Genomic DNA, 22,977 nt, shown 5'->3' on the forward strand with positions numbered 1-22,977 from the left:
GCTTCCAGCTCCTGAATTTTTTGCTGCTCCGGAGTCAGTGCTTTGCTGATTGGGGTTGTACCACAGCGTTCGGATTGCAGTTGCTGAACCCAGCGGCGCAGTACGGTTTCACCGACATCCAGTGAACGGCTGGCTTCAGGGACAGAATATCCCTGGTCGAGTACCAGAGATGCGGCTTCGAGTTTGAATTCGGCAGTAAATGAGCGACGTAATCTTGTCATTGAACACCTCAGGTCATGGTGGCGACTGTACCACCTAAAATGGTGTCCGGGATGATTAGACCACTACACTGTGGTCGCTGCGTTGGGTCGTTGTTGTTTGGGGCAATAAGGAAATGGGAAGGGATGTTCGCAGGAACGCAGAGGTTCGATGTTGATAGGTGATCTTGTGGCAGCTGTTGAGCCCGCAGGTGAGAAGATCAAGAAAGGAGTTGAAGAAGACTAATGTGTTGAGATCTATGAGGAGTGGCAAATCGCAGACAAATAAAAAGCCCATGCAACATGGTTGCATGGGCCCGGAATGAATGGCGGAGGAGGTGGGATTTGAACCCACGGATGGTCGCCCATCGCCGGTTTTCAAGACCGGTGCATTCAGCCGCTCTGCCACCCCTCCGCAGCAGTGCGGCGAATATTACCATGCTGCTCCGGCTTGTAAATCCCCGTCCTATTCGATTGCTGGTTAATTGTGCGAAACGACATGAAAAAGTGGCAAGCAGGGCGCATCAAGCGCTTTTTTGGCCAGATAACTTGACTTGAAAACAGACTCAACCACTATAGTGGCCTCTATCATATCCTCTGCAAGATAACGTTATGACTATTAAAAATGCCCTGTTTTGCGCGCTGGCTGGCGTGACCCTGCTGGCGACGCCGGTACATGCAAGCGAGCTGACCAAAAGCGATGTCGAGCAAATCGTTCGCGACTATCTGGTCAAGAATCCCGAGATCCTGGTCGAGATGTCCAATGCCCTGCGTGCCAAGCAGGAGAGCCAGCAAGCCGAGAGTGATAAGGCGCTGATCAAGGCTCACTCCAAGCAGCTTTATGCCAATCAGGATCCCGAGATGGGGAATCCGAAGGCGTCGCTGACCATTGTGGAGTTTTTCGATTACAACTGCGGTTACTGCAAGCGGGCCCATCCGCTGGTCAAGCAGCTGATGGCGGAAGACAAAGACATCCGGTACATCTACAAGCAGTTCCCCATTCTGAGCGAGTCCTCCTACTTCGCCGCCCGTGCTGCGCTGGCGGTCCAGCTGGATCAGCCTGACAAGTACCAGGCGTTCCACGAGAAGCTCTATACCCATCAGGGCCCGCTCGCTGATGAAGCACAGGTCAAGCAGTTGGCTGTGGCGGCCGGTGTGGACTGGAGCAAGGTGGAGGCCAAGATCAAGGATGGCAGCATTGACCAGAACCTCGGTACCAACCGTGCGCTGGCTGAAGCGCTCGGTATCTCCGGTACCCCGGCCTTCATCATCGGTGATCAGATCCTGCGCGGTGCCCCCCGTGATCTAGCCAGCCTGAAGGGGTTTATCAAGGACGTGCGTGCCGGCAAGAGCATTCAATAAGCAGTTGTCATGGTCGAGGGCCCAGCGCCCCGGCCAGATACAGAAAGAGGGTCGGTATCACTACCGGCCCTCTTTTTTATTATGTCCTTTGGCACAGGTGGTCGTCGCGAAAGGACCATAACAACGTGCTCAGGACCCGGCCTGTTGGCCTCAGTAACAAGTATTAGCAGAGCCGTTCGGAGTCTAATGATAAATATTTCGCCTTGCAGAGGTGTGTCGTGAGCATTGCTTAATTCCGGTCAAGATTTTTTCTGCTGCTTGCCTTAGAATCGCCGCCCGTTGCAGGAGAAACCCCTATGTTAGTTGATATTTTACGGCTGGTTTTTATAGCCGGAGGCCTCGTATTTGTCTTCATGCTGGTGCAAGCCTGCTGGCGGAAGAAGCAGAGTGGATCCTTTGAGGCGACCCCCTTCTGGCCGGTGGCGTTGATCGGTGGGGTTGCCAACTTCCTCGATACCCTGGGGGTGGGCAGCTTTGCGGTAAAGACCGCCTGCTACAAGCAGTTCAAGCTGATCGATGATCGGGTACTGCCGGGTACCCTCAATGGGCAGTGCGTGCTGCCGACCGTGACTCAGTCGCTGATCTTCGTCGGTGCAGTCGCAGTGGAGCCGCTGACGCTGATCAGCATGATGATGGCCGCTGCAGCGGGCGCTGCCTGGGGGGCTCGCCATGTGGCCTCGTTTGATCGGCAGACCATCCGGTTGGTGATGGCCATCTCCTTGCTGGTCGTCGCAGGGCTTATCTTTGCCGGTCTGCTGGGTCTTTTCCCTGTAGGCGGCGATGCGATGGGGCTCAGCGGCTACAAGTTGGCGATTGCCCTGCTCGGCAATTTCATCTTCGGGGTGCTGATGAATGTCGGTATCGGCCTGTTTGCCCCCTGCATGACGTTGGTTTATCTGCTGGGGATGAATCCGCTGGCGGCGTTTCCCATCATGATGGGCTCCACCGCCGTGCTCAGCGTTTTCTCCGCAGGCACTTTTATCCGCAAAGGGGCGTTCGATGCCAAGGCAGTGCTGGCAGTGGCCATCTTCGGCCCCATCGGTGTGGTGCTGGCCGCCATGCTGGTCAAATCCATGGATATGGAGATGCTGAAGTGGCTGGTTGCCTTTATCGTCATCTATACCTCCTGGACCATGTACGCCTCCTGGCGGGCGGCGCGTCGCTCCCCTGTGCAACTGGCGGTGGAGAGCGCAGGCTAGCCTGTACCAGTGCCGCTTCGGCCTTGGCCCCCAGAAAAACATAGAGGCCAAGCGCCAGCAGCAAACCCACCGCACACCCCATCACTCCGACCGCTGGCCAGAGCAGCTCGCTCTGGCCGAGCGAGCCTTTGAACAGCAGCAACAGTCCCTCTATGGAGACCGCGATCAGGATGGCGGCGATAAAGCGGGTGATGGTGCGGCGAATGGCGCTGTGGCGGAAGATATCCTTATGCAGCAGTACCTCCTCTTCCAGAATGGTCTTGCCCAGATCGAACACCGCCAGTGCCAGCGTCAGGAAGATGATGGCGCTAAAGGCGCCGAGCTGGTTCTGCTGCTCGCCGCACAATAGCTGGTAGAGCTGCTCCAGCCCGTGCCAGATGAGCGTCGCGACGATGAGAAACAGCGCCATGCTGAGCACCACATAGACCGCCTTGAACCAGGGCATGGCGCGGCGGCGCTCCCTGTCCCCCATCAACCAGCCAATCAACTGATTCAGACAGACGGTGATCTCCCGTCCTTGCCCCTGCACAATAAGATGCAGCCGGTTATGGGCCGTCGGTGCCGCAGGCTGGATGCACATCGGCCCCTGATAGTGGTCAATGCTGACCACGAAGGGATACCCCTTGAGCGAGGCAAGGGGGGCACTGAGCAGCCCCTGCAGTAGCGGGGTCAGCTCCTCCTGATACTCCTGATAGCGCCGCAGCACATCGATGGGGCTCATTTCTGCCATATGGACCTCGGTGACGTGGGCTCTTGCGGTGAATGTGCAAATAGTGGGCCTGCTTTATGACAGGGATGGCGGGGCAAGTTGCACCAGAGGATGACAAATTGGTGAGTGACGAAGAGGGGATGCACCAGAAATGGGCGTATCGAAGAGCTGTGTGATGATGAAGGCACTGCAATAGAAAAGGGCCCATGACGGGCCCTTTGCGACAACCTGCGGCGATTTAGCCAGCCAGCTTGGCGAAGCTGCGCTCGGCGGCAGCCAAGGTATGTTCGATCTCCTTGTCGCCGTGAGCCAGTGACAGGAAGCCCGCCTCGTAGGCGCTCGGCGCCAGATAGACACCCTCTTCTAGCATGAGATGGTAGAAGCGCTTGAAGCGTTCCATGTCGCAGCGAGTGACCTGCTCGTAGCGGGTGATTTCGGGCTCGTCGGTGAAGAAGAAGCCGAACATGCCGCCCACATAGTTGATGGCGAGCGGGATGCCGTGTTTGGCAGCGGCCGCTTTCAGCCCTTCTGCAACCCGCGCAGTCTTGGCGCTCAGCTGCTCATAGAGACCCTGCTCCAGCAGCAGATCCAGCATAGTCAGACCGGCCGCCATGGCCACCGGGTTGCCGGAGAGAGTACCCGCCTGATAGACAGGGCCGGTCGGTGCTATGTGCTGCATCACCTTCTTCTTGCCGCCGAAGGCGCCTACAGGCATGCCGGCACCGATGATCTTGCCAAGGGTGGTGAGATCCGGGTCGATGTTGTAGTGGCCCTGGGCACCGCGCAAGGAGACGCGGAAGCCGGTCATCACTTCGTCCAGGATCAGCAGGGCACCGAACTCGTCACAGATGGCGCGCAGCCCTTCCAGGAAGCCGGGGACCGGCGGGATGCAGTTCATGTTGCCAGCGACCGGCTCGACGATGATACAGGCGATCTCGCTGCCGTACTGGGTGAAGGCTTCACGCACCGAATCCAGATCGTTGAAAACGCAGGTCAGGGTGTGTTTGGCGAAGTCGGCCGGTACGCCCGGGCTGTTGGGCTGACCCAGGGTCAGGGCGCCGGAACCGGCCTTGACCAGCAGGGAGTCGGCGTGGCCGTGGTAGCAGCCCTCGAATTTGATGATCTTGTCGCGGCCGGTGTAGCCACGGGCCAGACGAATGGCGCTCATGGTGGCTTCGGTGCCGGAGTTGACCATCCGCACCTGCTCCATGGAGGGGACGATCTGGCGCACTTTCTCGGCCATCAGCACTTCGATCTCGGTCGGCGCACCGTAGCTCAGCCCCTTCTCAACGGCCTTGATGACGGCGGCTTTGATGGTCGGGTGGTTGTGACCCAGCAGCATGGGGCCCCAGGAGCCGATGTAATCCACGTAGGCCTGACCATCCACATCATAGAGATAGGCGCCATCGGCGTGATCGATGAAGCGGGGCGTGCCGCCGACCCCATTGAAGGCGCGGACCGGTGAGTTGACGCCACCCGGAATGGTCTGGCGGGCCTGTTCAAACAGCTGATCTGATTTTGACATGGATCATCCTTAATGGGATTTTGGTCGTCACACAAGGGATTGCAGCCGATTGAGACTCGGCAGGCCGGAGCATCAGGAGTATGCTTTGCGCTCTCGCCACCCGGACTCTCGGTCTGCTCCCGTGACAAAAATTTAACGGGCCGACTATAGCAGAAAGCCCCAGCCCTGGGCAGCCGAGCAACGCGCCGGGTGATCCTGATCTCAGCTAGCTGACGATATGGTTTTTCCAAGTTGGTGTAACAAGATGGCGCAACAAGCTCTCTCCTCTGAAGCCGATACCTCTTTGCGGGGGCCGCTTTCCCGCATTATCCGGCAAGACAAGATGCCCTTGCTGGTGCTGCTGCTGGCGGCGCTGGTCGGCACCCTGGCCGGACTGGTGTGCGGCCTGTTCGAATCGGGTGTCCACTGGCTGGCAGAACAACGCATCGCCTTGCTGGCAGACCGTCCCTGGTGGCAGCTCGGTCTGCTTGGCTTTGGCTTCAGCGCCTTGCTGGGATTTGTCGGTTACTTCCTCACTCATACCTTTGCCCCGGAAGCGGGCGGCTCCGGCATTCCCGAGATCGAGGGGGCGATGGACGATCTGCGCCCGGTGCGGTGGTGGCGAGTGTTGCCGGTCAAGTTCTTCGGCGGCATCTGCACCCTGAGTTCCGGCATGGTGCTGGGGCGGGAGGGGCCTTCGGTACAGATCGGCGGCAACCTCGGCAAGATGGTGGCGGATATCTTCCGGTTGCCCAAGGAGCATGGCCATGCCCTGCTGGCAGCCGGTGCGGCGGGAGGTCTGGCAGCAGCCTTCAATGCGCCGCTGGCAGGCATCCTGTTCGTGATGGAGGAGATGCGGCCGCAGTTTCGTTACTCCTTTCTGGCCATCAAGGCGGTGGGGATCTCCGCCATCATGGCGACCCTGATGCTGCAGAACATGAAAGGGCAGGGGGCGGTGATCACCTTGCCCCACTACGATGCGCCAGCCCTCAAGGCGCTCTGGCTGTTCCTCTTTATGGGGGCCACCTTCGGGGTGCTCGGTTTTGTCTTCAACAAGCTGGTGCTGGCCTGTCAGGATGGCTATCTGGCGCTGCATCAGAACAAGCGCCACCGTTTCGTGGCCATCGGCATGCTGGTCGCCGGAACGTTTGGTGTGCTGTCGCTGTTTGCCCCCGCGGTGACGGGGGGAGGCACCGAGCTTATTCCCCATCTGATGGGGGATGAGTATGCGATGGCGACCCTGTTCCTTATCTTTTCGGTGCGGCTGGTTGCGACCCTCATCTGCTTCTGCTCCGGTGCCCCGGGCGGGGTGTTTGCGCCGACCCTGGCGTTGGGCACCTTGTTTGGCGTGGTGTTTGGCCATCTGTTTCATGCGGCGTTTCCGGAGCTTGGCATCGAGCCCGGCGCCTTTGCCATCGCCGGAATGGGGGCGCTGTTTGCTGCCACCGTGCGTGCCCCCATCACCGGTATCGTGCTGGTCACCGAGATGACCGACAACTATCAGCTGATTTTGCCGATGATGATCACTACGGTCGGTGCGACTCTGGTTGCCCAGTGGCTGGGTGGCCGACCCATCTATTCCCAGATCCTGGAGCGAACTTTACGGCTCGCCGCGCGTCAAAAGCGGGGTGATGGCAGCGCCACGGCCAGTTAATTTTTCCCTTTATCGCCTGTGGCCCCGGTCAGGGCGGTATAGTGAAGGGAGAGGCGCTGCCGTAAATGGCGTGATAACGGGATGAGGGGCTATGTCCAATCTATTGAAGTTATTGGTCGTGTTAGCCGTTGGCGGGCTCATCGGTTACTTTGTCGGTAACCGTCAGGAGCTGGCCCAGAGCAGTCTGTTGGTGGTACAGCAGGAGACGCTGGATCGTCAGGGCAAGGCTATCGGCCAGCTCAAGACCGAATTGGGGGTGAAAGATACCCAGCTGGCGACCCAGAAAGCGGCCTTCGAGCAGTTGCAGACCACCCTGAAGAGTCAGGAGGCGCAGGTGCAGGAGCTCAAGCGCCAGCTGGCCTTTTTCGAGCGGATCATGCGCCCCACCGGCGAACAGGTGGGGGTGGTGATCGACAACCTGACCCTGCAGGAGACCAGCATTCCCGGTCGCTACCACTACCGTCTAGCCCTGACCCAGCCTGCCAAGAAGCGGGAGCTGTTCCGTGGTCAGGTGCAGATCCGGGTCGAGGGGAGCCTGGCCGACAAGCCGAAGACGCTGACCGGCCGCGATCTCGGGATGAAGGTGAGCGAGTGGCGTTATGCCCTGCGTTATTTCCAGCTGCTAGAAGGGAATTGGCAGTTGCCGGAAGGCTTTGTGCCGGATCGGATCCGTGTCACCATCAACAAGGATGGCAGGCAACCGGCGCAAGAGCTGCTGGTTGAGTGGGGCGAGGTGATCAAGCCACTGGTCGCCGCACCGCCTGCTCCGGTTCCCACTGCCGGTTAAACGTGGTGAATACTTGAACTGAATGGTCGGGTATTGGATAATTTCGCGGTTTCCATGTTTGTGGATCTAATGGTTGTGAGGTCAGTAATGAGTGCAGTAGCAGAAGCCCCGCTGCCCATCCAGATGACGGATGCGGCGGCCAACAAGGTGAAGAACCTGATCACCGAGGAAGAGAATCCCGAGCTGAAGCTGCGGGTATACATCACGGGTGGGGGCTGCTCCGGTTTCCAGTATGGCTTTACCTTTGATGAGAAGATCAACGACGGGGACACCGTAGTCGAGAAGAATGGCGTCACCATGGTGATCGATCCCATGAGTCTGCAATATCTGGTAGGCGGCAGTGTGGATTACACCGAGGGTCTGGAAGGCTCACGCTTCACCGTGACCAACCCCAACGCCACCACGACCTGTGGCTGTGGCTCCAGCTTCTCCATCTGATCGGCATTATCGGTCTGATGAAACGGCTCTCGGCAACGAGGGCTGTTTTTGTTTGTGGTGCTCAGTGCGCGCCATCAAACAGCATTTCTCTGAAACAACAAAGGCGCCTCGATGGCGCCTTTGTTGTTTGCAGGATGGCTTAGCGGGAGCTTGCCGCCGCGACCAGCGGGACCCGATTCACTGCCTTGCCCATGTAGGCGAGGGTGATGGTCACAATGATGCAGGTGAAGCTCAGCCACATGTAAGGCAGGTAGTCGAGGGTTGCCACCCCCAGTACCCCGGCCATGAAGATGCCGTTGTCGCTCCAGGGCACCATGCCGCAGGTGAGGGTGCCGCCAAACTCGGCGTTGCGAGAGAGGTTCTTGCGCGCCAGTCCCAGTCGGTCGTAGTTCTTGGCCATGATCTTGGGAGTCAGGATCAGCGACACATACATGGCTGAGCCAAACACGTTGGCTAGAAACGCGGTACCGATGGTGTGGCTGGTCAGGCTGCCGACGCTGTTGATGCGCTTCTCGAAGGCGCTGGCGATCACTTCCAGAATACCGACCTTCTCCAGCAGGCCGCCAAACCCGAGACCGAAGATGATGACCGCGACCGAGCCCAGCATGGACTCCATGCCGCCGCGACCGAGAATGTTGTCGATAAAGTCGATGCCGGAGGTGATGGCAAACGGACTATAAGCCGAGTGCATTGCCTTGACCGGATCCATGCCCTGGAAGGCGATTGCCCAGATCAGGCCCAGCAGGGCGCCGAAGCTGATCACCGGGAAGGCGGGCTTGCGATTGGCCAACAGGCCCAGTACCAGCACCACCGGCACTATGGCCAGTGGGGTAATGTTGAACTGGTTGTCGAGAGCCTCCATCACCAGATTGACCTGCTCCAGGCTGACGTTGCCCGAATACTGCATACCCACCACGGTGAACAGTACGGCGGTGATGACATAGGAGAGCAGGCTGATGGGCAGCATCCCCTTGATATGCTCCACCACGTCGACGTTGGACATGGTCGAAGCCAGCACTACTGAGTCGGAGAGCGGAGAGAGCTTGTCACCAAAATAGACGCCGGAGAGCACGGCACCGGCTACCAGCGGCGCAGGCACGCCGAGGCTGTGGCCGATCCCCATCATGGCGATACCGGCGGTGGCGGCAGAGCCCCAGGAGGTGCCGGTGGCCAGCGAGGTCAGGGAGCAGATGATCAGGGTTGCCAGCAGGAAGATGGACGGGTGGATCACCTTGAGGCCGAAGTAGATGATGCTGGGGACTATGCCGCCAGCAATCCAGGTGCCGACCAGAGCACCGACGGAGACCAGGATAAGGATGGCCCCCATCCCCTTGGCAACGCCGTCAACGGCAGCCTGCTCCAGGGATTTGTAATCGTGGCCGAGTTTGATGCCAAGCCCCATGATGACGAACCAGGCGATGAACAGCGCCAGCTGGATCGGCAGATCGAGCACGCTGGTAAACGAGAATGCCAGGGCCAGGAAAATGGCCAGACAGGCAAACACCTGTGCCATGCCCGGTAGTCTGATGTGGTTTTGTTGGTTTTGCATAGATACTTCCTAAACTCTTGCTCGCCAAGGTCACTCCCTCTCGTCCTGTGGATACATCGATCCCGAGGAGGCAACCCAAAAAGAGGCCGCAATCTACCACAAACCCGGCGGGTTAAAGCCCCATCAAATTGGCAAAAATGCACATTTGATTGAAAAAATCACAAATTAGTTGATCTCATAACCCGTTTTTGAGCGGCCTGTTGACACAGTGGGTCACGTACGAAGCTTGCTTGTGACGCCACTTGCATCCCCAATAGATGCATATGATAATTATTATCAATTGTTGATGGGGGAGAAAACAATGCGCTGGATATTGCGGGGGATGATGTTGCTGGTGGCGGTGGCCGTACTCGCATGGGGTCAGGATAAAGAGTACGGCACCTGGAGTGCCGGTTTTCTGTTGGCTGCCTGGGTGATGCTGGAGCCCGGATTGCGGCCCGCCTTGATCTTGCTGCCAGTGGCCGGGTTGACCGGTATCGTCACCCTGCTCTGGCAGCAGCCCTGGTTATGAGCTTTTGACGGGAGCCTGCTTGATCTTCTGCTGTGCCACCTTGAGCGATTCGACCACCAGTTTCTCCATTTCGGTACGCTTGGCGTCGGTAAGGAAGTAGATCATGTCGACATTGTGGCGAATATAGTGGGCCGGAAGCTGGTTGAGGGTGAGGCAGCAGAGGTCGGCCATCTGATCGCTGTTGAGCTTTTGCTGCAGCCCCTGTTTCTCAATCTCCTTGAGCACCAGATGTTCGTAAAAGTTGTGAATGTCGGTATCCAGTATCATATGCGTTCCTTGGCATGACGATGAGCGGGGAGTCGTCAAAAGCATAGCCATAACAAGGAGTAAAAACAAAAGGCCCATCACTTTCGTGATGGGCCTTTTGCGTAATGAATGGTGCGAAGAGAGGGACTCGAACCCTCACATCCGTGGGACACTAACACCTGAAGCTAGCGCGTCTACCAATTCCGCCACCTTCGCACACTGATTTTCTCCAGCTGGTTTTTAAATGCGGTTGGAGCGCATTGCTCTGTGTTTACATGTCAGAATCATGGTGCGAAGAGAGGGACTCGAACCCTCACACCCGGGGGGCACTAACACCTGAAGCTAGCGCGTCTACCAATTCCGCCACCTTCGCACATTCGGGTTTCCAGTCTGGATTTACATGCTGTCTGGATAAAGCATGGTGCGAAGAGAGGGACTCGAACCCTCACATCCGTGGGACACTAACACCTGAAGCTAGCGCGTCTACCAATTCCGCCACCTTCGCACATTGTGTTACCAGTTTTGATTTACATGCTGTCTGGAGAAGCATGGTGCGAAGAGAGGGACTCGAACCCTCACACCCGGGGGGCACTAACACCTGAAGCTAGCGCGTCTACCAATTCCGCCACCTTCGCACATTCGGGTTTTCTAGTTGGATTTACATGCTGCTGAATCAGCATGGCAGTATTGGTGCGAAGAGAGGGACTCGAACCCTCACATCCGTGGGACACTAACACCTGAAGCTAGCGCGTCTACCAATTCCGCCACCTTCGCATCACTGCGGAGGGGGATTCTATAGAGTTTTGGGGGAGCGTCAACAGCCAAAGGGGACTTTTTTCGCTGTTGACGCCCAAAGTGGCGCCAAGGGTACAAAACTTCAGCAATTAGCCGACGTTTGGCGTTCAGTAACGGCCCAATGCGCTCTGATACATCCGTTCGTACTGGGTGACCGAGTCAGGCCAGTTGAAGCGGGTGCTCATGGCATTGCGCTGCACCTTGGCAAAACGCTCCTTGTCCTGCAGGAAATAGAGCAGGCTGCGGCGCATGGTATCGAGCAGGATGGCGGCAGTCGGATCGTTAAAGCAGAAGCCGGTGGCATGCTCGGGATCGGCATCCCAATCCACCACGGTATCTTTCAGACCACCCACGGCGCGCACCAGTGGCAGGGTACCATAGGCGAGACTGTACATCTGGTTGAGGCCGCAAGGCTCGAACAGAGAGGGCATCAGGAAGAAGTCGGCACCGGCTTCGACCAGATGAGCCAGTCGATCGTCATAGGTGTTGATGAAGGCGAGCTTGCCCGGATAATCCCGGGCCATGGTTTGCAGTTGCGTGGCGAGCGCAGGATCGCCAGAGCCGACGATCACCACTTGTACCTGATGGTGGAGGAATTTCTCCAGCGCAGGGAGCAGCAGGGGAACGCCCTTTTGCTCGGTCAGGCGGCAAACCATGCCGTAGATGGGCAAGTCCGCCACGGCCAGCCCCGCTTCCTGTTGCAGGCTCTCTTTGCAGATCTGTTTGCCAGCCATGTTGTCGATGCTGTAGGTCGCAGGCAGGAATTCGTCGAACTCAGGATCCCAGTCCTTGTAATCGCAGCCGTTGAGGATGCCACAGAGATCCGCCGCCCGTTGCTGGAAGATATGCGCCATGCCGTGGGCGCCAAGGTGAGTCAGCAGCTCCTGGGCATAGTTGGGGCTGACCGCATTGATCTTGTCGGCGTAGAGCACCCCGCATTTGAGCAGATTGACATGACCGTAGTCGTAGTTGATGCGGCGTTCGTAGTCGGCGATCTCGGGCATGGCCCAGAACTGCTCGCGGCCAAACACCCCCTGAAACGCCGCGTTGTGAATGCTGATCACGCTGCGGGTCTGCTGGAAGAAGGGGTTGTGGGCGTGACGGGTTTTCAGCAGCAGTGGCAGCAGGCCGGTGTGCCAGTCATTGCAGTGGGCGATATCCGGGGCAAAGCCGAGCTGCTCGCAGGCATGGAGGGCCGCGGCCGAGAAGAAGGCAAAGCGCTCTCCATTATCCGGATAGGCCTGATTGTTCTCGGCGTAGAGCTGGGGACGATCGAAATATTGCGGGCAGTCGAGCAGATAGACGCAGACGCCATCCAGCTCCATCTGGTAGATGCGATAACCGATATCAGGCAGCCCGGGGTGGGTTGGCAACCAGCGTGACGCCACCAGTCTGGCCTCATCCCGTCGCTTTATCGTCTTGTAGAAGGGCAACATGATCCTGACATCATGTCCCTTCTGGGCCAGGTACATCGGCAGGGCTCTGGCGACATCGGCCAGGCCCCCGGTTTTGACCAGCCCCTCAACTTCCGAGGCAACAAACAGGATTTTCAGTGGGTTAATAGCCAACTCTTGCTCCCTTAGGTACCACCACGATACCGCCTTCGGATACGGTAAATCGCTCTCTATCGTGGTCCAGATTTTCACCGATAACGGTGCCTGGCGCAATTTCAACGTTTTTATCAATGATGGCGCGCCGGATGGAGCACCCTTCACCAATCTTCACATCCCCCAGCAGAACGGATTCACTGATATGGCTGCACGCGCCGATATTGCAGCGGAAACCAAGGATGGATCGCTGGATCTGGCTGCCCTGAATGAAGCAACCGGCGGAGATCAGCGAGTTGGCGATCTTCACCTTGCACTCGTCGCTGTCGATGAAGGTGGCCGGTGGCAGCGCCGGATAGTGGGTGTGCAGGGGCCACTTGCGGTTATAGAGGGAGAAGGGGGGATTGTCGGCCACCAGGTCCATGTGCGCTTGCCAATAAGAGTCGAGGGTGCCCACATCCCGCCAGTAGACGTGCGGTTTCTCGCCGGGGATGACGTTGGTGCTGTAGTCATAGACATAGACGGGGGCACGTGGGTAGAGGCTCGGGATCACATCCTTGCCAAAGTCGTGGCTGGAGTTCTCCTCGGCGGCATCCCGCTTCAACTCGCGGCAGAGGGCATCGGTCTCGAAGATGTAGTTGCCCATGGAGACCAGCGCCTGGGTCGGATCGCCGGGAATGTGCTTGGGCTGCTTCGGCTTTTCCTGAAAGCCGATCATCCGCCCTTCGGTATCCACCTCGATCACCCCGAAGGCGCTCGCCTCTTCGATGGGCATGCGCAGGGCCGCGACAGTCATGGCGGCGTTCTTCTGCTTGTGGAAGGTGACCATCTGGCTCACATCCATCTTGTAGATGTGGTCGGAACCGAAGATGCAGACGTGATCCGGTTCGGCCCGCTCGATAAAGCCGAGGTTCTGGTAAATGGCGTCGGCGGTGCCGTCATACCAGCGTTTGCCCATCCGCATCTGGGCCGGGATGGGATCGATAAAGCGGTCGGTGATGCCGACGATATTCCAGCCCTTCTTCATGTGCAGGTAGAGGGACTGTGATTTGAATTGGGTCAGTACATAGATGCGCAGAAAGTCGGCGTTGACGAAGTTGTTGAGGACAAAGTCGATCAGCCGGTAGCTGCCACCAAAGGGGACGGAAGGCTTGCTGCGGGTAGTGGTCAGAGGCTGCAGGCGAGTACCTTCGCCACCAGCCAGGATCATGGTCAATATGCCTGCCATCGTATTTCTCTCCCTGAATTAACAACATGAAAAGGTTTTCAATGTTCGGTATAAAAACACCCCTAAAGGGGTGGTTTTTATCGTGCGCTTAATACCTTATCAGATGCCGGATGGCGCTCTCTAGCTGTTTTATTGTGCTGCTTACACTTATTTACATTTTGCTCAGATAGACCTTGAATTTGGCATCACTGCTGATCACTTCAGTCCGTTTGAAGTGTGTCTCCAGTATAGGCTGGTAGCGCAAGAAGGCGTTGGCAACAATGGTCAGCGAACCATTTGGCAGCAAAAATTCCGGCGCCTTGGCCAGGAACTGCTCGGTTGCCGCATAGAAGGTTTTGAGACCCGCATGGAATGGCGGGTTGGAGACGATGTGCTGGAAACGGGTGGAGACATCCGAATAGACATCGGAAGCGGTGACCTTGCCCTGCAGACCGTTGATCGCCAGGGTGCGGCGGCTCGATTCGAGCGCCAGCGCGCTGATATCCACCATGTTCACCTGCAGATCCGGATTGCGCTTGGCCAGCACGGACCCAATTACCCCGGCGCCACAACCGAAATCGAGCAATTCGCCCGTCATCGGCGGCACGGCGGCCAGCAGCATCTGGGTGCCGAGATCCAGCTCGGCGGCGCTGAAGACGCCGGGCAGTGCCAGCACGGTCAGCTCGGTATCACCGGCCTTGCACTGGTAGCGGCCAAACCAGCTATCCAGATTGAAAGGTTCAACCGGCTTGCTCAGCTCACCGTGATAGAGGGAGCAGCGGCGCGCCGAATCGCGCTTGATCGGCTTTTCGCCATAGGGGGCCAGCAGCTTGTCGGCGCCATTGATGCCGCCGCGGTTTTCACCGGCGAGGAACAGATCGGCACCCGCTTCCAGCAAGGGGGTCATCATGGCCAGCAGATATTGTGCTTCGGCCTTGGCCTTGGGCATCAGCAGCAACAGGGCATCGAAGTGCGGGGCTCCACCGAGCTGGTGGTCGAACAGGATAGCCTCGCCGAGGGCGGCCTGCTGGCTGCGGTAGTAGCAGTAATCGGTGGTAAAGACGGTCAGGGTCTGGGCCAGGCTCGCCAGCTGGCGGGGGTAGTCATCCTCCAGCGCGCCGCAGACAAGTAGCCGCTTGCCGACAAAGAGGGCTTGGTTTCGTTCCAGCATCTGGCTGACGGCACTGATAGGGCTGCTCATCGGGTCTCTCCACGCAATTTTGGGCGGCCATTATACATAGCCCCTTTCGCCTTGACATTTATGCCGTGTTCCCGAAATATGCCCAGACACCATTTTTTGACCAGAGATGACGAAATGCGGTTCAACGGGTTGAAACGAAAGCACAAAAAAAGCCTGAAATTCGGGCCTGCCGACGTTCGCGCGTAACCTCTCATCCCTGAGAAGCTTCAAACCCCGGTTGCGCACATCGTACCGGGGTTTTTTATTGCCATATGCGCGTCATTTAGGAGAAGGAGATCCCATGTTTCAAGGTTCAATCGTTGCGTTGATCACCCCGTTTCGACAGGGAAAGCTGGATGAAGAGGCGCTGCTGCGTCTGGTGGAGTGGCATATCGAACAGGGCACTCACGGCATTGTGCCGGTAGGTACCACGGGGGAAAGTCCGACCCTGACCCATGACGAGCACTGCCGGGTGGTGGAGCTGGTGGTCAAACAGGTCGCTGGCCGTATTCCGGTGATTGCCGGGGCGGGTTCCAACAATCCGGTCGAAGCCATCGAGTACACCCTCCATGCTGAGCGGGTGGGGGCTGATGCCACTCTGCATGTGGCCGGTTACTACAACCGTCCCAATCAGGAGGGGCTCTACCACCACTTCAAGGCTGTCCACGACGCCACTGCCAAGCCGATCATTGTCTACAACATCCCGCCGCGCGCCATCGTTGACGTGCAACCGGCGACCCTGGCCCGTCTGGCCGAGCTGCCGCGCATTGCCGGGGTGAAAGATGCCACCGGCGACTTGGCCCGCCCCTGGACCGAGCGCCAGCTGATCAAAAAGCCCTTCGCCTGGCTCTCCGGTGAAGATGCTACTGCCGTGGCCTACAACATCGGTGGTGGTCAGGGCTGTATCTCTGTGACCGCCAACGTGGCGCCCAAGCTGGTAGCCGAGGTGCAGAACCTCACGCTGGCGGGCAAGTGGCAAGAAGCGCGTGAGCTGCAAGACAAGCTGATTCCGCTCCATCAGGCGATGTTTGCCGAGCCGAGCCCGGCTGGTGCCAAATATGCCGCTTCCCTGCTCGGTTTCTGCAGCGAGGAGTGCCGCCTGCCAGTGATGCCGCTGTCGGAGGCGACTCGCGAGCGCATTCGCAGCGCCATGCAGCAGCTCAATCTGCTGTAATGCAAAACGGGTGAGCCAAGGCTCACCCGTTTTGTTTTCGGCTTTTGTTTCTGGCCTTTGTATTTACGACATAGCCCTACTCAGGTTGCGTGATGCAGCCAGGCGGCGATGGCCAGCTGCAACTCGACATACGCCGGATAGAGGAAGAGATCGGCCAGCTCGGCAGGCCACTCGTCATGCTCGTCCGATTGGGCTTGCAGATGGGCTTGCAGGTTGGTCAGGGCGGGCAGCCAGGGCGCTGGTTGTGGCAGCGCGGCCACACTGCGGGCGACCAGATCGATCCCCTGGCACAGGGCCGCGAGTGCCTGCTGTTGAATGCCTTTATCCTGAGGATGCTCCAGCCAGAGCTGCTCGTGATGCTGCCAGTGACGCAGCCCCTCGCTTACCCCCGTTATGCCATCCATACCTTCATGTTCGACCAGCGCCTGCAGGGCCAGCGGTTTGCCAAGACCAGCCAGTCGATAGCCACGTTGTGCCTTGGATTGGGCGCCGAGGCGCAACCCGCCGAGCTTGGCGAGGCGTTGGGCCAGTGCAAACAGGGCTGTGGTGGCACCGGATTTGAGCTCCAGTTCCAGTTCGTTGATGGTGGTGCTGCCCTGACTGCCGACTATCTCTCCCTGATCCCAGGCCAGCTCAATCTCGGCGTTCTCGAAGGCGATCAGCCAGTGGCGGCGCAGGAAGTCGGTACGAAACTGGGCGACCAGCTGTTGCTGAATGTGGTCGCGCTCGCTCAGGGTCGGCCAAATCTCATCGGGAAAGGCCGAGAGGGTCGGCAGATCGCCGCTCACGGGAGCGTTGTACTCGGGTCTGGCGTGCAGGCCGCCCACCACCTGGCCGCGGCATTTGATGGTTTGTTCGGCGAAGGCGTCGCAGCGGCGAATACGCAGCCCCATATCCAGTTGGCGCAGAGCCAAGGTCGGCGTATCGAAATAGACGTTGCCGAGCTGCTGTTGTGACGATTCTTTAATCTCAATAGAATTCAGCAGGTTGGATAACTCGGGTTGAATGTCGCGGGCGACAAAAAACTTTATCTCGATCTCAGTTTGCATAGTCATTCCGGGCTGGCAGGCAACTTTGGGGGGCAGGATTCGGGTCGCGGGGATATAATGCCCGCGAGACGACTAGATTAATTCGCGGTTTAATTGAGGGCGCAGTTCGGTTACCATGCGCGCCTCATAAAATCGTATCGAGTGTTTTTTCACCGACACAGGTTTGGCCATGCCAGTAAATACTATTTTGGGGCTTTTTGCCAAGTCCCCCATCAAGCCGCTGCAGAAGCATATCGTCAAGGTTCACCAATGCTCCCAGCAGTTGGTTCCCTTCTTTGACGCCGTTGCCGAAGACCGTTGGGAAGATGCCGAGAAGATCCGGCAGCAGATCGCCCAGCTGGAAAAAGAGGCAGATACCCTCAAGCGTGAAATCCGTCTGAAACTGCCTCGCGGCCTGTTCCTGCCGGTTGCACGTACCGACCTGCTGGAGCTGTTGACCCAGCAAGACAAGATTGCCAACCGTGCCAAGGATATCTCCGGCCGCATGCTTGGCCGTCGCATGGAGTTCCCCGCCGAAATGCGGACGGATTTCATGGCTTACCTCAAACGTTGTATTGATGCGACCGCTCAGGCCGAGAAAGCGATCGGGGAGCTCGACGAGCTGCTCGAGACCGGCTTCAAAGGACGGGAAGTGGAAATGGTTGCCGAGATGATCCATCAGCTGGATCTGATCGAGGACGATACAGACACCATGCAGATCGGACTGCGCCAACAGCTGCAAGCGGTTGAGCACAATTACAATCCGATCGATGTGATGTTCCTTTACAAGATCCTCGAATGGGTAGGTGACCTGGCAGATCAGGCCGAGCGCGTAGGCGCCCGTCTGGAACTGATGCTGGCTCGTTCGTAATCGACTGACTGGGTAAACACTATTAATGGACATTATCGCGAATTACGGCACCACTCTGGTGCTCGTGGCGGCCTTGTTCGGCTTTTTGATGGCTTGGGGCATTGGCGCGAATGACGTGGCCAACGCCATGGGAACATCGGTCGGCACCAAATCCCTGACCATTCGTCAGGCGATCATCATTGCCATGATCTTCGAATTTGCCGGTGCCTATCTGGCCGGTGGCGAAGTGACGGCCACCATCCGTAACGGCATCATCGACAGCAATGCGTTTGTCGATAGCCCGGACCTGCTGGTGCTCGGCATGATCGCCTCCCTGCTGGCGGCAGGCGCCTGGTTGATCCTCGCCTCCTACTTCGGCTGGCCTGTTTCCACCACTCACTCCATCATCGGCGCCATCGTCGGTTTCGCTGTGGTGAGCATTGGTCCGGAAGCGGTGCAGTGGAGCAAGTTCGGCGGCATCGTCGGCTCCTGGGTCATCACCCCGGCCATCTCCGGTGTCATCGCCTACTTCATGTTCATCAGCGTGCAGAAGCTTATCTTCAACACCGATGACCCCCTGAACAACGCCAAGCGCTATGTGCCGTTCTACATGTTCCTGACTGCGCTGGTGATCTGTCTGGTGACCATCAAGAAGGGGCTGACCCACGTCGGTCTGCACCTGAGCGATGGCGAGGGCATTCTGCTCTCCATCGCCATCTCCATCGCAGTGGCGTTTGCCGGCTGGATCTACATTCGCGGCCAGAAGTACAACCCGCAGGATGACAGCAAGATGCACTTCGCCAACGTGGAGAAGGTGTTCGGCATCCTGATGGTGATCACTGCCTGTGCCATGGCCTTTGCCCACGGCTCCAACGATGTGGCCAACGCCATTGGCCCGCTCTCTGCGGTGGCCTCTATCGTGGCTTCCGGTGGCGAGATTTCCAGTCAGGCTGCCATTGCCTGGTGGATCCTGCCCCTCGGCGGTATCGGTATCGTGATCGGTCTGGCGACTATGGGCGAGAAGGTGATGGCGACGGTCGGTACCGGCATCACTCACCTGACCCCGAGCCGTGGTTTTGCTGCCCAGCTGGCCACTGCCGCGACCGTAGTGATTGCCTCCGGTACCGGTCTGCCCATCTCCACCACCCAGACCCTGGTCGGTGCTGTGATGGGGGTCGGTCTGGCGCGCGGTATTGCGGCGCTGAATCTTGGGGTACTGCGCAACATCGTGGTTTCCTGGATCATCACCCTGCCTGCCGGTGCCATTCTGGCTATCGCCATCTTCTACGTGCTGCAGGCCTGCTTCTCCTAATCGAAGCGGCATTCAGCAAAAAGCCCGAGTCATCGACTCGGGCTTTTTTATTGTGCGGGAGCTGAGTGCTGCTCCCTTTGCATATCACCTTAGAGGCTGGCGCAGATCTGCCACAGATCGTACTGGATAGCGGCGGCGGTCACTTCCCGACCCGCCCCCGGCCCCTGGATCACCAGCGGGTTGGTGCGGTAGCTGTCGCTCTCGATGGCGAAGATGTTGTCGCACGGCAAGAGGTTGGCAAACGGGTGGTGGGGCTCCAGCGCCTCCAGCCCGACCCGTGCTTTGCCGTCATGCTCGAAGCGGGCCACGTAGCGCAGCACCTTGCCGAGGCGCTTGGCCCCTTCGAAGGCGGTCTGGATCGGGCCATCCAGCTCTTTCAGTCTGTCCATAAACTGATCGGTGGTCACCTTGCGCAGCGTAACGGGCACCAGATTCTCCAGCTCGATATCGGCGGAGTCGAGCTCGAAGCCCGCTTCCCGTGCCAGAATAAGCAGCTTGCGACGCACATCTTGACCGGAGAGATCCTCGCGGGGATCCGGTTCGGTCAGGCCGTGCTGCCACGCCTCGTCCACCAGCTCGGAGAAGGGGCGAGTGCCGTCATACTGCTGGAACAGCCAGGAGAGGGTGCCGGAGAAGATGCCGGAGACCCCCTGAATGCGGTCGCCGCTCTGGCGCAGCATCTGGATGCTGGACTGGATCGGCAGCCCGGCACCCACGGTGGCGTTGTAGCGCCACTGTACCTGATGGTCACGGCAGGTCTGTTTGATGCGCTGGTAGAACTCGCTGTCGGCGGCGCCGGCAAACTTGTTGGCGGCGATGATGTGAATGCCGAGCTGGGCAAAATCCGGATAGTAGCGGCTCACCGTTTCGCTGGCGGTCATGTCCAGCGCAATCAGCGCGTCGAAGCCGTGCTGCTCAAGCTGGGAGAGCAACTCCGGCCAGATCAGCGGTTTGGGATTGAAGTTGTCCTGTACCTTGAGGGGGTTGAGTCCCTCTTCATCCAGCAGGCCCCCTTCCGAGCTGAACACCCCGTAGAGGGTGAGCGCCAGATTGAGTTCATGTTCCAGCCGTGCCTTTTCGCGGGCATAGAGGCTCAGCCAGTGGCCGCCGATATTGCCCTTGCCGAACACCACCAGTCCGACCCGGGTCGGGCGGCTGAAGAGGGCGCTGTGCAGGGCGATGAGCAGCGGCTCCAGCACCACTTGGCGCAGCACGGCCACCAGACTCAGGCCATCTCGGGCCACCTGTACGAACTCCAGCGGTTGATCTGCCAGTAGCTGATAGAAGCGGTGACACTGCTCCGCGTTGTCGGTGACACCGGCGCCGACCAGCGCCACCAGACTGAACCCCTCTTTCTGGATGAGGCCAGTGAAGCTCCCTTGCAGTTGAAAGTCGCGTAGCAGCTCGAAGGCGCCCTGTGCTACCTCAAGGGTGTAGGCGAGACGCAGGATCCGGCGATCCGGCTGGCGCTGCAGGGTGAGCGGGTTGAGGCGGTGACGGGCCAGATGGGCCTCGATGGTGGCGACCGTCTGCTCATAGTTGGTCTGCGGCAGCACCTTCAGCTCGATGAGGGCGATCTGATCCACCGAGGAGACGATGCGGGCGCCGCCGGAGCGGGGGGCGCGGCGCAGGATATGGGTGCAGCCCTCATCCGGGTTGTAGCTGCAGCGCAAAGTGAGGCGCTGGCGGCTGTCTGCCACCGGTTGCAGGGTGCGCGAGTGCAATACCGAAGAGCCAAGACGGGCCAGCTCGTTGGCTTCCGCGAGGCTCAGCCGCTCCAGCAGACGCGCTTCTTTCACCCGGCGCGGGTCGGCGCTATAGACCCCGGCCACATCGCTCCAGATGGTGGTGGATTCGCCGTCCGCCAGCAGCGCCAACAGGCTGGCGCTGTAGTCGGATCCATTGCGACCGAGCAGCAGGGATCGCCCCTCCATGTCGGCAGCGATAAAGCCGGTTACCACGATGCGACCGGCATGCTCCGCCAGTCGCGCCTTGAGCAGCTCGCTGGAGAGGGCGGTATCTACCTTGACCAGAGCTCCATCCTCGGCACGCAGGAAGCTGCGGGCATCGAGCCAGATGGCCTTGTCGCCGCGGCTGGTGAGCAGGGCAGCCAGCAGGCGCGCCGACCACACTTCGCCAAAAGCGAGCAGGCCGTTGCGGGCGAAGCGATCAAACTGCCCCTCAAGCGTTTTGGCGATCAGTTGCATGTCGTCGGCCAACTGCTTGCTCAGATCGAGCTGCAGTTCACCCTCCAGCAGGCCGTCGATCAGGCTCTGCTGATAGGCCTGCAGGGCAGAGATGGCTTCACCGGCGGCTTCGTCCCCCGCTTCGGCCAGCTCCACCAGCTGGATCAGCCGGTTGGTGGTCTTGCCGGCGGCGGAGACCACGATCAGTTCATCCCCGCCCACCTGTTGTTCAACGATGCTGGCGACCCGGCGATAACAGACCGGATCCGCCAGACTGCTGCCACCAAATTTGTGGACGTGACGTCGCTTCAATCCTGCTTCTGCTGCCACCGCGATCTCTCCTTGTTGCTGCTGTTCCATTACTTCGCTACCTGTTCTGCCTGCTGCGCCTGTGCAAAAGCCTGAGCCAGATCGGCCACCAGGTCTTCACCGTGTTCAATACCGACCGACAACCGCAGCAGCTGGGCGCTGATGCCTGCTGCCTGCTGCGCCGCCGGGGTCATTGCCCTGTGAGTCATGCTGGCCGGATGGGCCACCAGACTCTCCACCCCGCCGAGGGACTCGGCCACCGAGAAGAGGGTGAGGGCCGCGAGGAAGGCGCGAATGCCCGCCTCGCTGCAATCGAGTTCAAAACTTAGCATGGCGCCGAAGCCTGACTGTTGACGGCGCGCAATATCATGGCCCGGATGGCTCGGCAGGCTGGGGTGATAGATGCGTTTTACCAGCGGCTGCTGTTGCAGGAAGGCGAGGATGCGGTCGGTATTCTCCTGATGGGTGCGCAATCTGGGGGCCAGAGTGCGCAGGCCGCGCAGGGTGAGGTAGGAGTCGAACGCCCCGGAGGTGAGCCCCAGACAGTTGGCCCACCACACCAGCGACTCGGCCAGTGCTGCCTCCTTGGCAATCGCCACTCCGCCCACCACGTCGGAGTGACCGTTGATGTACTTGGTGGTGGAGTGCACCACCACGTCGGCACCAAGTGCAAGCGGCTGTTGCAGCAGGGGGGAGAGGAAGGTGTTGTCCACCACCACCTGCGCACCCACCTCGTGGGCGGCGCTGGCGATGGCGTTGATATCCACCACCCGCAGCAGCGGGTTGGAGGGGGTCTCGACCCATACCAGCGCAGGCTTCAGGGCCAGCGCGGCGGCCAGTGCGGCCTCATCCCCCTGATCGACAAACTGCACCCGGTAGTGGCCCTTGGCCGCCAGATACTCGAACAGGCGCCAGGTGCCGCCGTAGCAGTCGTGGGGGGCGAGCAGCAGATCCCCCGCCTTGAGCAGTGCTGTGGTGACCAGATGGACGGCCCCCATGCCGGTGCCGGTGACCACGGCGCCAGCGCCCCCTTCCAGCGCCGCCAGCGCGTCCGCCAGATTGGTGCGGGTCGGATTGCCGGAGCGGGCATAATCGTATTGACGGGGCTCGCCAAAGTCGGCAAAGGTGTAGTTGCTGGAGAGGTAGATGGGGGGCACCACGGCACCGTGTTGCTGGTCTGTCTCAATCCCGGTGCGAACCGCCAGGGTGGCCTTGTGGGTCATATCACTCTCC

The 22,977-nt window shown here is 59.3% G+C and carries 20 protein-coding genes and 6 tRNA genes; 9 read left to right on the plus strand and 17 right to left on the minus strand.

Annotated elements, in window-relative coordinates; genetic code table 11:
* Both AB5Y86_RS20575 and AB5Y86_RS20580 read right to left on the minus strand, forming a co-directional pair.
* Window positions 1-221, minus strand: a 221-nt coding sequence (locus tag AB5Y86_RS20575) for a transposase (protein WP_368193944.1), incomplete at its 3' end; no start/stop codon positions are given.
* Between the two features lie 303 nt (window positions 222-524).
* Window positions 525-612: transfer RNA gene (locus tag AB5Y86_RS20580), tRNA-Ser, on the minus strand.
* Between the two features lie 197 nt (window positions 613-809).
* Here AB5Y86_RS20580 and AB5Y86_RS20585 point away from each other — a divergent pair.
* Together AB5Y86_RS20585 and AB5Y86_RS20590 are read left to right on the plus strand one after the other, a co-directional pair.
* Entirely contained in the window at window positions 810-1,559 is a 750-nt protein-coding gene (locus tag AB5Y86_RS20585) for a DsbA family protein (protein WP_368193945.1), read from the plus strand.
* A gap of 296 nt (window positions 1,560-1,855) precedes the next feature.
* On the plus strand, window positions 1,856-2,758 hold the full coding sequence (locus AB5Y86_RS20590) for a sulfite exporter TauE/SafE family protein (protein ID WP_227341477.1): 903 nt from the start codon (window positions 1,856-1,858) through the stop codon (window positions 2,756-2,758).
* Here AB5Y86_RS20590 and AB5Y86_RS20595 read toward each other — a convergent pair.
* Both AB5Y86_RS20595 and hemL read right to left on the minus strand, forming a co-directional pair.
* Window positions 2,673-3,488, minus strand: coding sequence for a hypothetical protein (locus AB5Y86_RS20595; protein WP_368193946.1), 816 nt, complete (start codon window positions 3,486-3,488; stop codon window positions 2,673-2,675). The genes AB5Y86_RS20590 and AB5Y86_RS20595 overlap by 86 nt on opposite strands.
* Before the next feature lie 217 nt (window positions 3,489-3,705).
* Window positions 3,706-4,992 carry a glutamate-1-semialdehyde 2,1-aminomutase gene (hemL, locus tag AB5Y86_RS20600; RefSeq protein WP_368193947.1) on the minus strand — a complete coding sequence of 429 codons (1,287 nt, stop codon included), beginning with the start codon at window positions 4,990-4,992 and terminating at the stop codon, window positions 3,706-3,708.
* 244 nt (window positions 4,993-5,236) lie between these two features.
* On the opposite strand from hemL, the gene clcA reads away from it, so the two are divergent.
* The 3 genes from clcA (at window position 5,237) to erpA (ending at window position 7,850) form a co-directional block, all read left to right on the plus strand.
* Window positions 5,237-6,625, plus strand: coding sequence for a H(+)/Cl(-) exchange transporter ClcA (gene clcA, locus AB5Y86_RS20605; protein WP_335828081.1), 1,389 nt, complete (start codon window positions 5,237-5,239; stop codon window positions 6,623-6,625).
* 91 nt (window positions 6,626-6,716) lie between these two features.
* The gene (locus AB5Y86_RS20610; RefSeq protein WP_252657422.1) at window positions 6,717-7,412 is read left to right on the plus strand and encodes a DUF6776 family protein; all 696 of its coding nucleotides are present in this window, start codon (window positions 6,717-6,719) and stop codon (window positions 7,410-7,412) included.
* 87 nt (window positions 7,413-7,499) lie between these two features.
* Window positions 7,500-7,850, plus strand: coding sequence for an iron-sulfur cluster insertion protein ErpA (erpA, locus tag AB5Y86_RS20615; RefSeq protein ID WP_005340225.1), 351 nt, complete (start codon window positions 7,500-7,502; stop codon window positions 7,848-7,850).
* Window positions 7,851-7,989: 139 nt separating this feature from the next.
* Here erpA and nhaC read toward each other — a convergent pair whose 3' ends face one another.
* Window positions 7,990-9,399, minus strand: a complete 1,410-nt coding sequence (gene nhaC / locus AB5Y86_RS20620) for a Na+/H+ antiporter NhaC (protein WP_047438574.1) — start codon at window positions 9,397-9,399, stop codon at window positions 7,990-7,992.
* Window positions 9,400-9,700: 301 nt separating this feature from the next.
* Here nhaC and AB5Y86_RS20625 point away from each other — a divergent pair, with 301 nt between their 5' ends.
* Window positions 9,701-9,910, plus strand: coding sequence for a hypothetical protein (locus tag AB5Y86_RS20625; RefSeq protein ID WP_005357820.1), 210 nt, complete (start codon window positions 9,701-9,703; stop codon window positions 9,908-9,910).
* On the opposite strand, the gene AB5Y86_RS20630 is transcribed toward AB5Y86_RS20625, so the two are convergent.
* From AB5Y86_RS20630 to rsmC, 9 genes are all read right to left on the minus strand, one after another.
* On the minus strand, window positions 9,905-10,177 hold the full coding sequence (locus AB5Y86_RS20630) for a late competence development ComFB family protein (RefSeq protein ID WP_005343036.1): 273 nt from the start codon (window positions 10,175-10,177) through the stop codon (window positions 9,905-9,907). The two genes, AB5Y86_RS20625 and AB5Y86_RS20630, sit on opposite strands and share 6 nt — an antisense overlap.
* A 109-nt stretch (window positions 10,178-10,286) precedes the next feature.
* Window positions 10,287-10,372 (minus strand) — tRNA-Leu (locus tag AB5Y86_RS20635).
* 71 nt (window positions 10,373-10,443) lie between these two features.
* A tRNA-Leu gene (locus AB5Y86_RS20640) sits at window positions 10,444-10,529 on the minus strand.
* 46 nt (window positions 10,530-10,575) lie between these two features.
* A tRNA-Leu gene (locus tag AB5Y86_RS20645) sits at window positions 10,576-10,661 on the minus strand.
* Window positions 10,662-10,705: 44 nt separating this feature from the next.
* Window positions 10,706-10,791: transfer RNA gene (locus AB5Y86_RS20650), tRNA-Leu, on the minus strand.
* Window positions 10,792-10,844: 53 nt separating this feature from the next.
* Window positions 10,845-10,930, minus strand: a tRNA-Leu gene (locus AB5Y86_RS20655).
* 128 nt (window positions 10,931-11,058) lie between these two features.
* Entirely contained in the window at window positions 11,059-12,519 is a 1,461-nt protein-coding gene (gene glgA / locus AB5Y86_RS20660; RefSeq protein ID WP_005343039.1) for a glycogen synthase GlgA, read from the minus strand.
* A complete protein-coding gene (gene glgC / locus AB5Y86_RS20665) occupies window positions 12,509-13,726 on the minus strand; it encodes a glucose-1-phosphate adenylyltransferase (protein ID WP_005340236.1) in 1,218 nt (405 codons plus the stop codon). The genes glgA and glgC overlap by 11 nt, the downstream gene beginning before the upstream one ends.
* Window positions 13,727-13,877: 151 nt before the next feature.
* Window positions 13,878-14,906 carry a 16S rRNA (guanine(1207)-N(2))-methyltransferase RsmC gene (rsmC, locus tag AB5Y86_RS20670; RefSeq protein ID WP_368193948.1) on the minus strand — a complete coding sequence of 343 codons (1,029 nt, stop codon included), beginning with the start codon at window positions 14,904-14,906 and terminating at the stop codon, window positions 13,878-13,880.
* A 280-nt stretch (window positions 14,907-15,186) separates the two neighbouring features.
* Between rsmC and dapA the strand changes: the two genes are divergently transcribed.
* Window positions 15,187-16,059, plus strand: coding sequence for a 4-hydroxy-tetrahydrodipicolinate synthase (gene dapA / locus AB5Y86_RS20675; RefSeq protein WP_043820620.1), 873 nt, complete (start codon window positions 15,187-15,189; stop codon window positions 16,057-16,059).
* A gap of 80 nt (window positions 16,060-16,139) precedes the next feature.
* Here the strand turns inward: dapA and AB5Y86_RS20680 are convergent, their stop codons facing one another.
* On the minus strand, window positions 16,140-17,108 hold the full coding sequence (locus AB5Y86_RS20680; protein WP_368193949.1) for an inorganic triphosphatase: 969 nt from the start codon (window positions 17,106-17,108) through the stop codon (window positions 16,140-16,142).
* A gap of 169 nt (window positions 17,109-17,277) precedes the next feature.
* On the opposite strand from AB5Y86_RS20680, the gene AB5Y86_RS20685 reads away from it, so the two are divergent.
* On the plus strand, window positions 17,278-17,958 hold the full coding sequence (locus AB5Y86_RS20685; RefSeq protein WP_005340244.1) for a TIGR00153 family protein: 681 nt from the start codon (window positions 17,278-17,280) through the stop codon (window positions 17,956-17,958).
* A 25-nt stretch (window positions 17,959-17,983) separates the two neighbouring features.
* Complete coding sequence (locus AB5Y86_RS20690) at window positions 17,984-19,249, plus strand: inorganic phosphate transporter (RefSeq protein WP_005343043.1); 1,266 nt, start codon at window positions 17,984-17,986, stop codon at window positions 19,247-19,249.
* 89 nt (window positions 19,250-19,338) lie between these two features.
* On the opposite strand, the gene AB5Y86_RS20695 is transcribed toward AB5Y86_RS20690, so the two are convergent.
* Together AB5Y86_RS20695 and metB are read right to left on the minus strand one after the other, a co-directional pair.
* Window positions 19,339-21,795 (minus strand): bifunctional aspartate kinase/homoserine dehydrogenase II, encoded by a 2,457-nt coding sequence (locus tag AB5Y86_RS20695; RefSeq protein ID WP_368193950.1) that lies wholly within the window; start codon window positions 21,793-21,795, stop codon window positions 19,339-19,341.
* On the minus strand, window positions 21,795-22,967 hold the full coding sequence (metB, locus tag AB5Y86_RS20700) for a cystathionine gamma-synthase (protein WP_368193951.1): 1,173 nt from the start codon (window positions 22,965-22,967) through the stop codon (window positions 21,795-21,797). Before metB ends, AB5Y86_RS20695 begins: the two co-directional genes overlap by 1 nt.
* Between the last annotated feature and the right edge of the window lie 10 nt (window positions 22,968-22,977).

Source organism: Aeromonas sp. s8, from assembly GCF_040907785.1.
GTDB classification, from domain to species: domain Bacteria; phylum Pseudomonadota; class Gammaproteobacteria; order Enterobacterales; family Aeromonadaceae; genus Aeromonas; species Aeromonas veronii.

Bases quoted from the DNA above. Each gene is read 5' to 3' on its own strand.
- hemL (WP_368193947.1), bottom strand. From the start codon at position 4,992: ATGTCAAAATCAGATCAGCTGTTTGAACAGGCCCGCCAGACCATTCCG.
- AB5Y86_RS20685 (WP_005340244.1), top strand. From the start codon at position 17,278: ATGCCAGTAAATACTATTTTGGGGCTTTTTGCCAAGTCCCCCATCAAG.
- metB (WP_368193951.1), bottom strand. From the start codon at position 22,967: ATGACCCACAAGGCCACCCTGGCGGTTCGCACCGGGATTGAGACAGAC.
- AB5Y86_RS20695 (WP_368193950.1), bottom strand. From the start codon at position 21,795: ATGGAACAGCAGCAACAAGGAGAGATCGCGGTGGCAGCAGAAGCAGGA.
- glgC (WP_005340236.1), bottom strand. From the start codon at position 13,726: ATGGCAGGCATATTGACCATGATCCTGGCTGGTGGCGAAGGTACTCGC.
- AB5Y86_RS20690 (WP_005343043.1), top strand. From the start codon at position 17,984: ATGGACATTATCGCGAATTACGGCACCACTCTGGTGCTCGTGGCGGCC.
- AB5Y86_RS20610 (WP_252657422.1), top strand. From the start codon at position 6,717: ATGTCCAATCTATTGAAGTTATTGGTCGTGTTAGCCGTTGGCGGGCTC.
- nhaC (WP_047438574.1), bottom strand. From the start codon at position 9,399: ATGCAAAACCAACAAAACCACATCAGACTACCGGGCATGGCACAGGTG.
- AB5Y86_RS20625 (WP_005357820.1), top strand. From the start codon at position 9,701: ATGCGCTGGATATTGCGGGGGATGATGTTGCTGGTGGCGGTGGCCGTA.
- AB5Y86_RS20595 (WP_368193946.1), bottom strand. From the start codon at position 3,488: ATGGCAGAAATGAGCCCCATCGATGTGCTGCGGCGCTATCAGGAGTAT.
- AB5Y86_RS20590 (WP_227341477.1), top strand. From the start codon at position 1,856: ATGTTAGTTGATATTTTACGGCTGGTTTTTATAGCCGGAGGCCTCGTA.
- AB5Y86_RS20630 (WP_005343036.1), bottom strand. From the start codon at position 10,177: ATGATACTGGATACCGACATTCACAACTTTTACGAACATCTGGTGCTC.
- AB5Y86_RS20680 (WP_368193949.1), bottom strand. From the start codon at position 17,108: ATGCAAACTGAGATCGAGATAAAGTTTTTTGTCGCCCGCGACATTCAA.
- rsmC (WP_368193948.1), bottom strand. From the start codon at position 14,906: ATGAGCAGCCCTATCAGTGCCGTCAGCCAGATGCTGGAACGAAACCAA.
- dapA (WP_043820620.1), top strand. From the start codon at position 15,187: ATGTTTCAAGGTTCAATCGTTGCGTTGATCACCCCGTTTCGACAGGGA.
- clcA (WP_335828081.1), top strand. From the start codon at position 5,237: ATGGCGCAACAAGCTCTCTCCTCTGAAGCCGATACCTCTTTGCGGGGG.
- erpA (WP_005340225.1), top strand. From the start codon at position 7,500: ATGAGTGCAGTAGCAGAAGCCCCGCTGCCCATCCAGATGACGGATGCG.
- AB5Y86_RS20585 (WP_368193945.1), top strand. From the start codon at position 810: ATGACTATTAAAAATGCCCTGTTTTGCGCGCTGGCTGGCGTGACCCTG.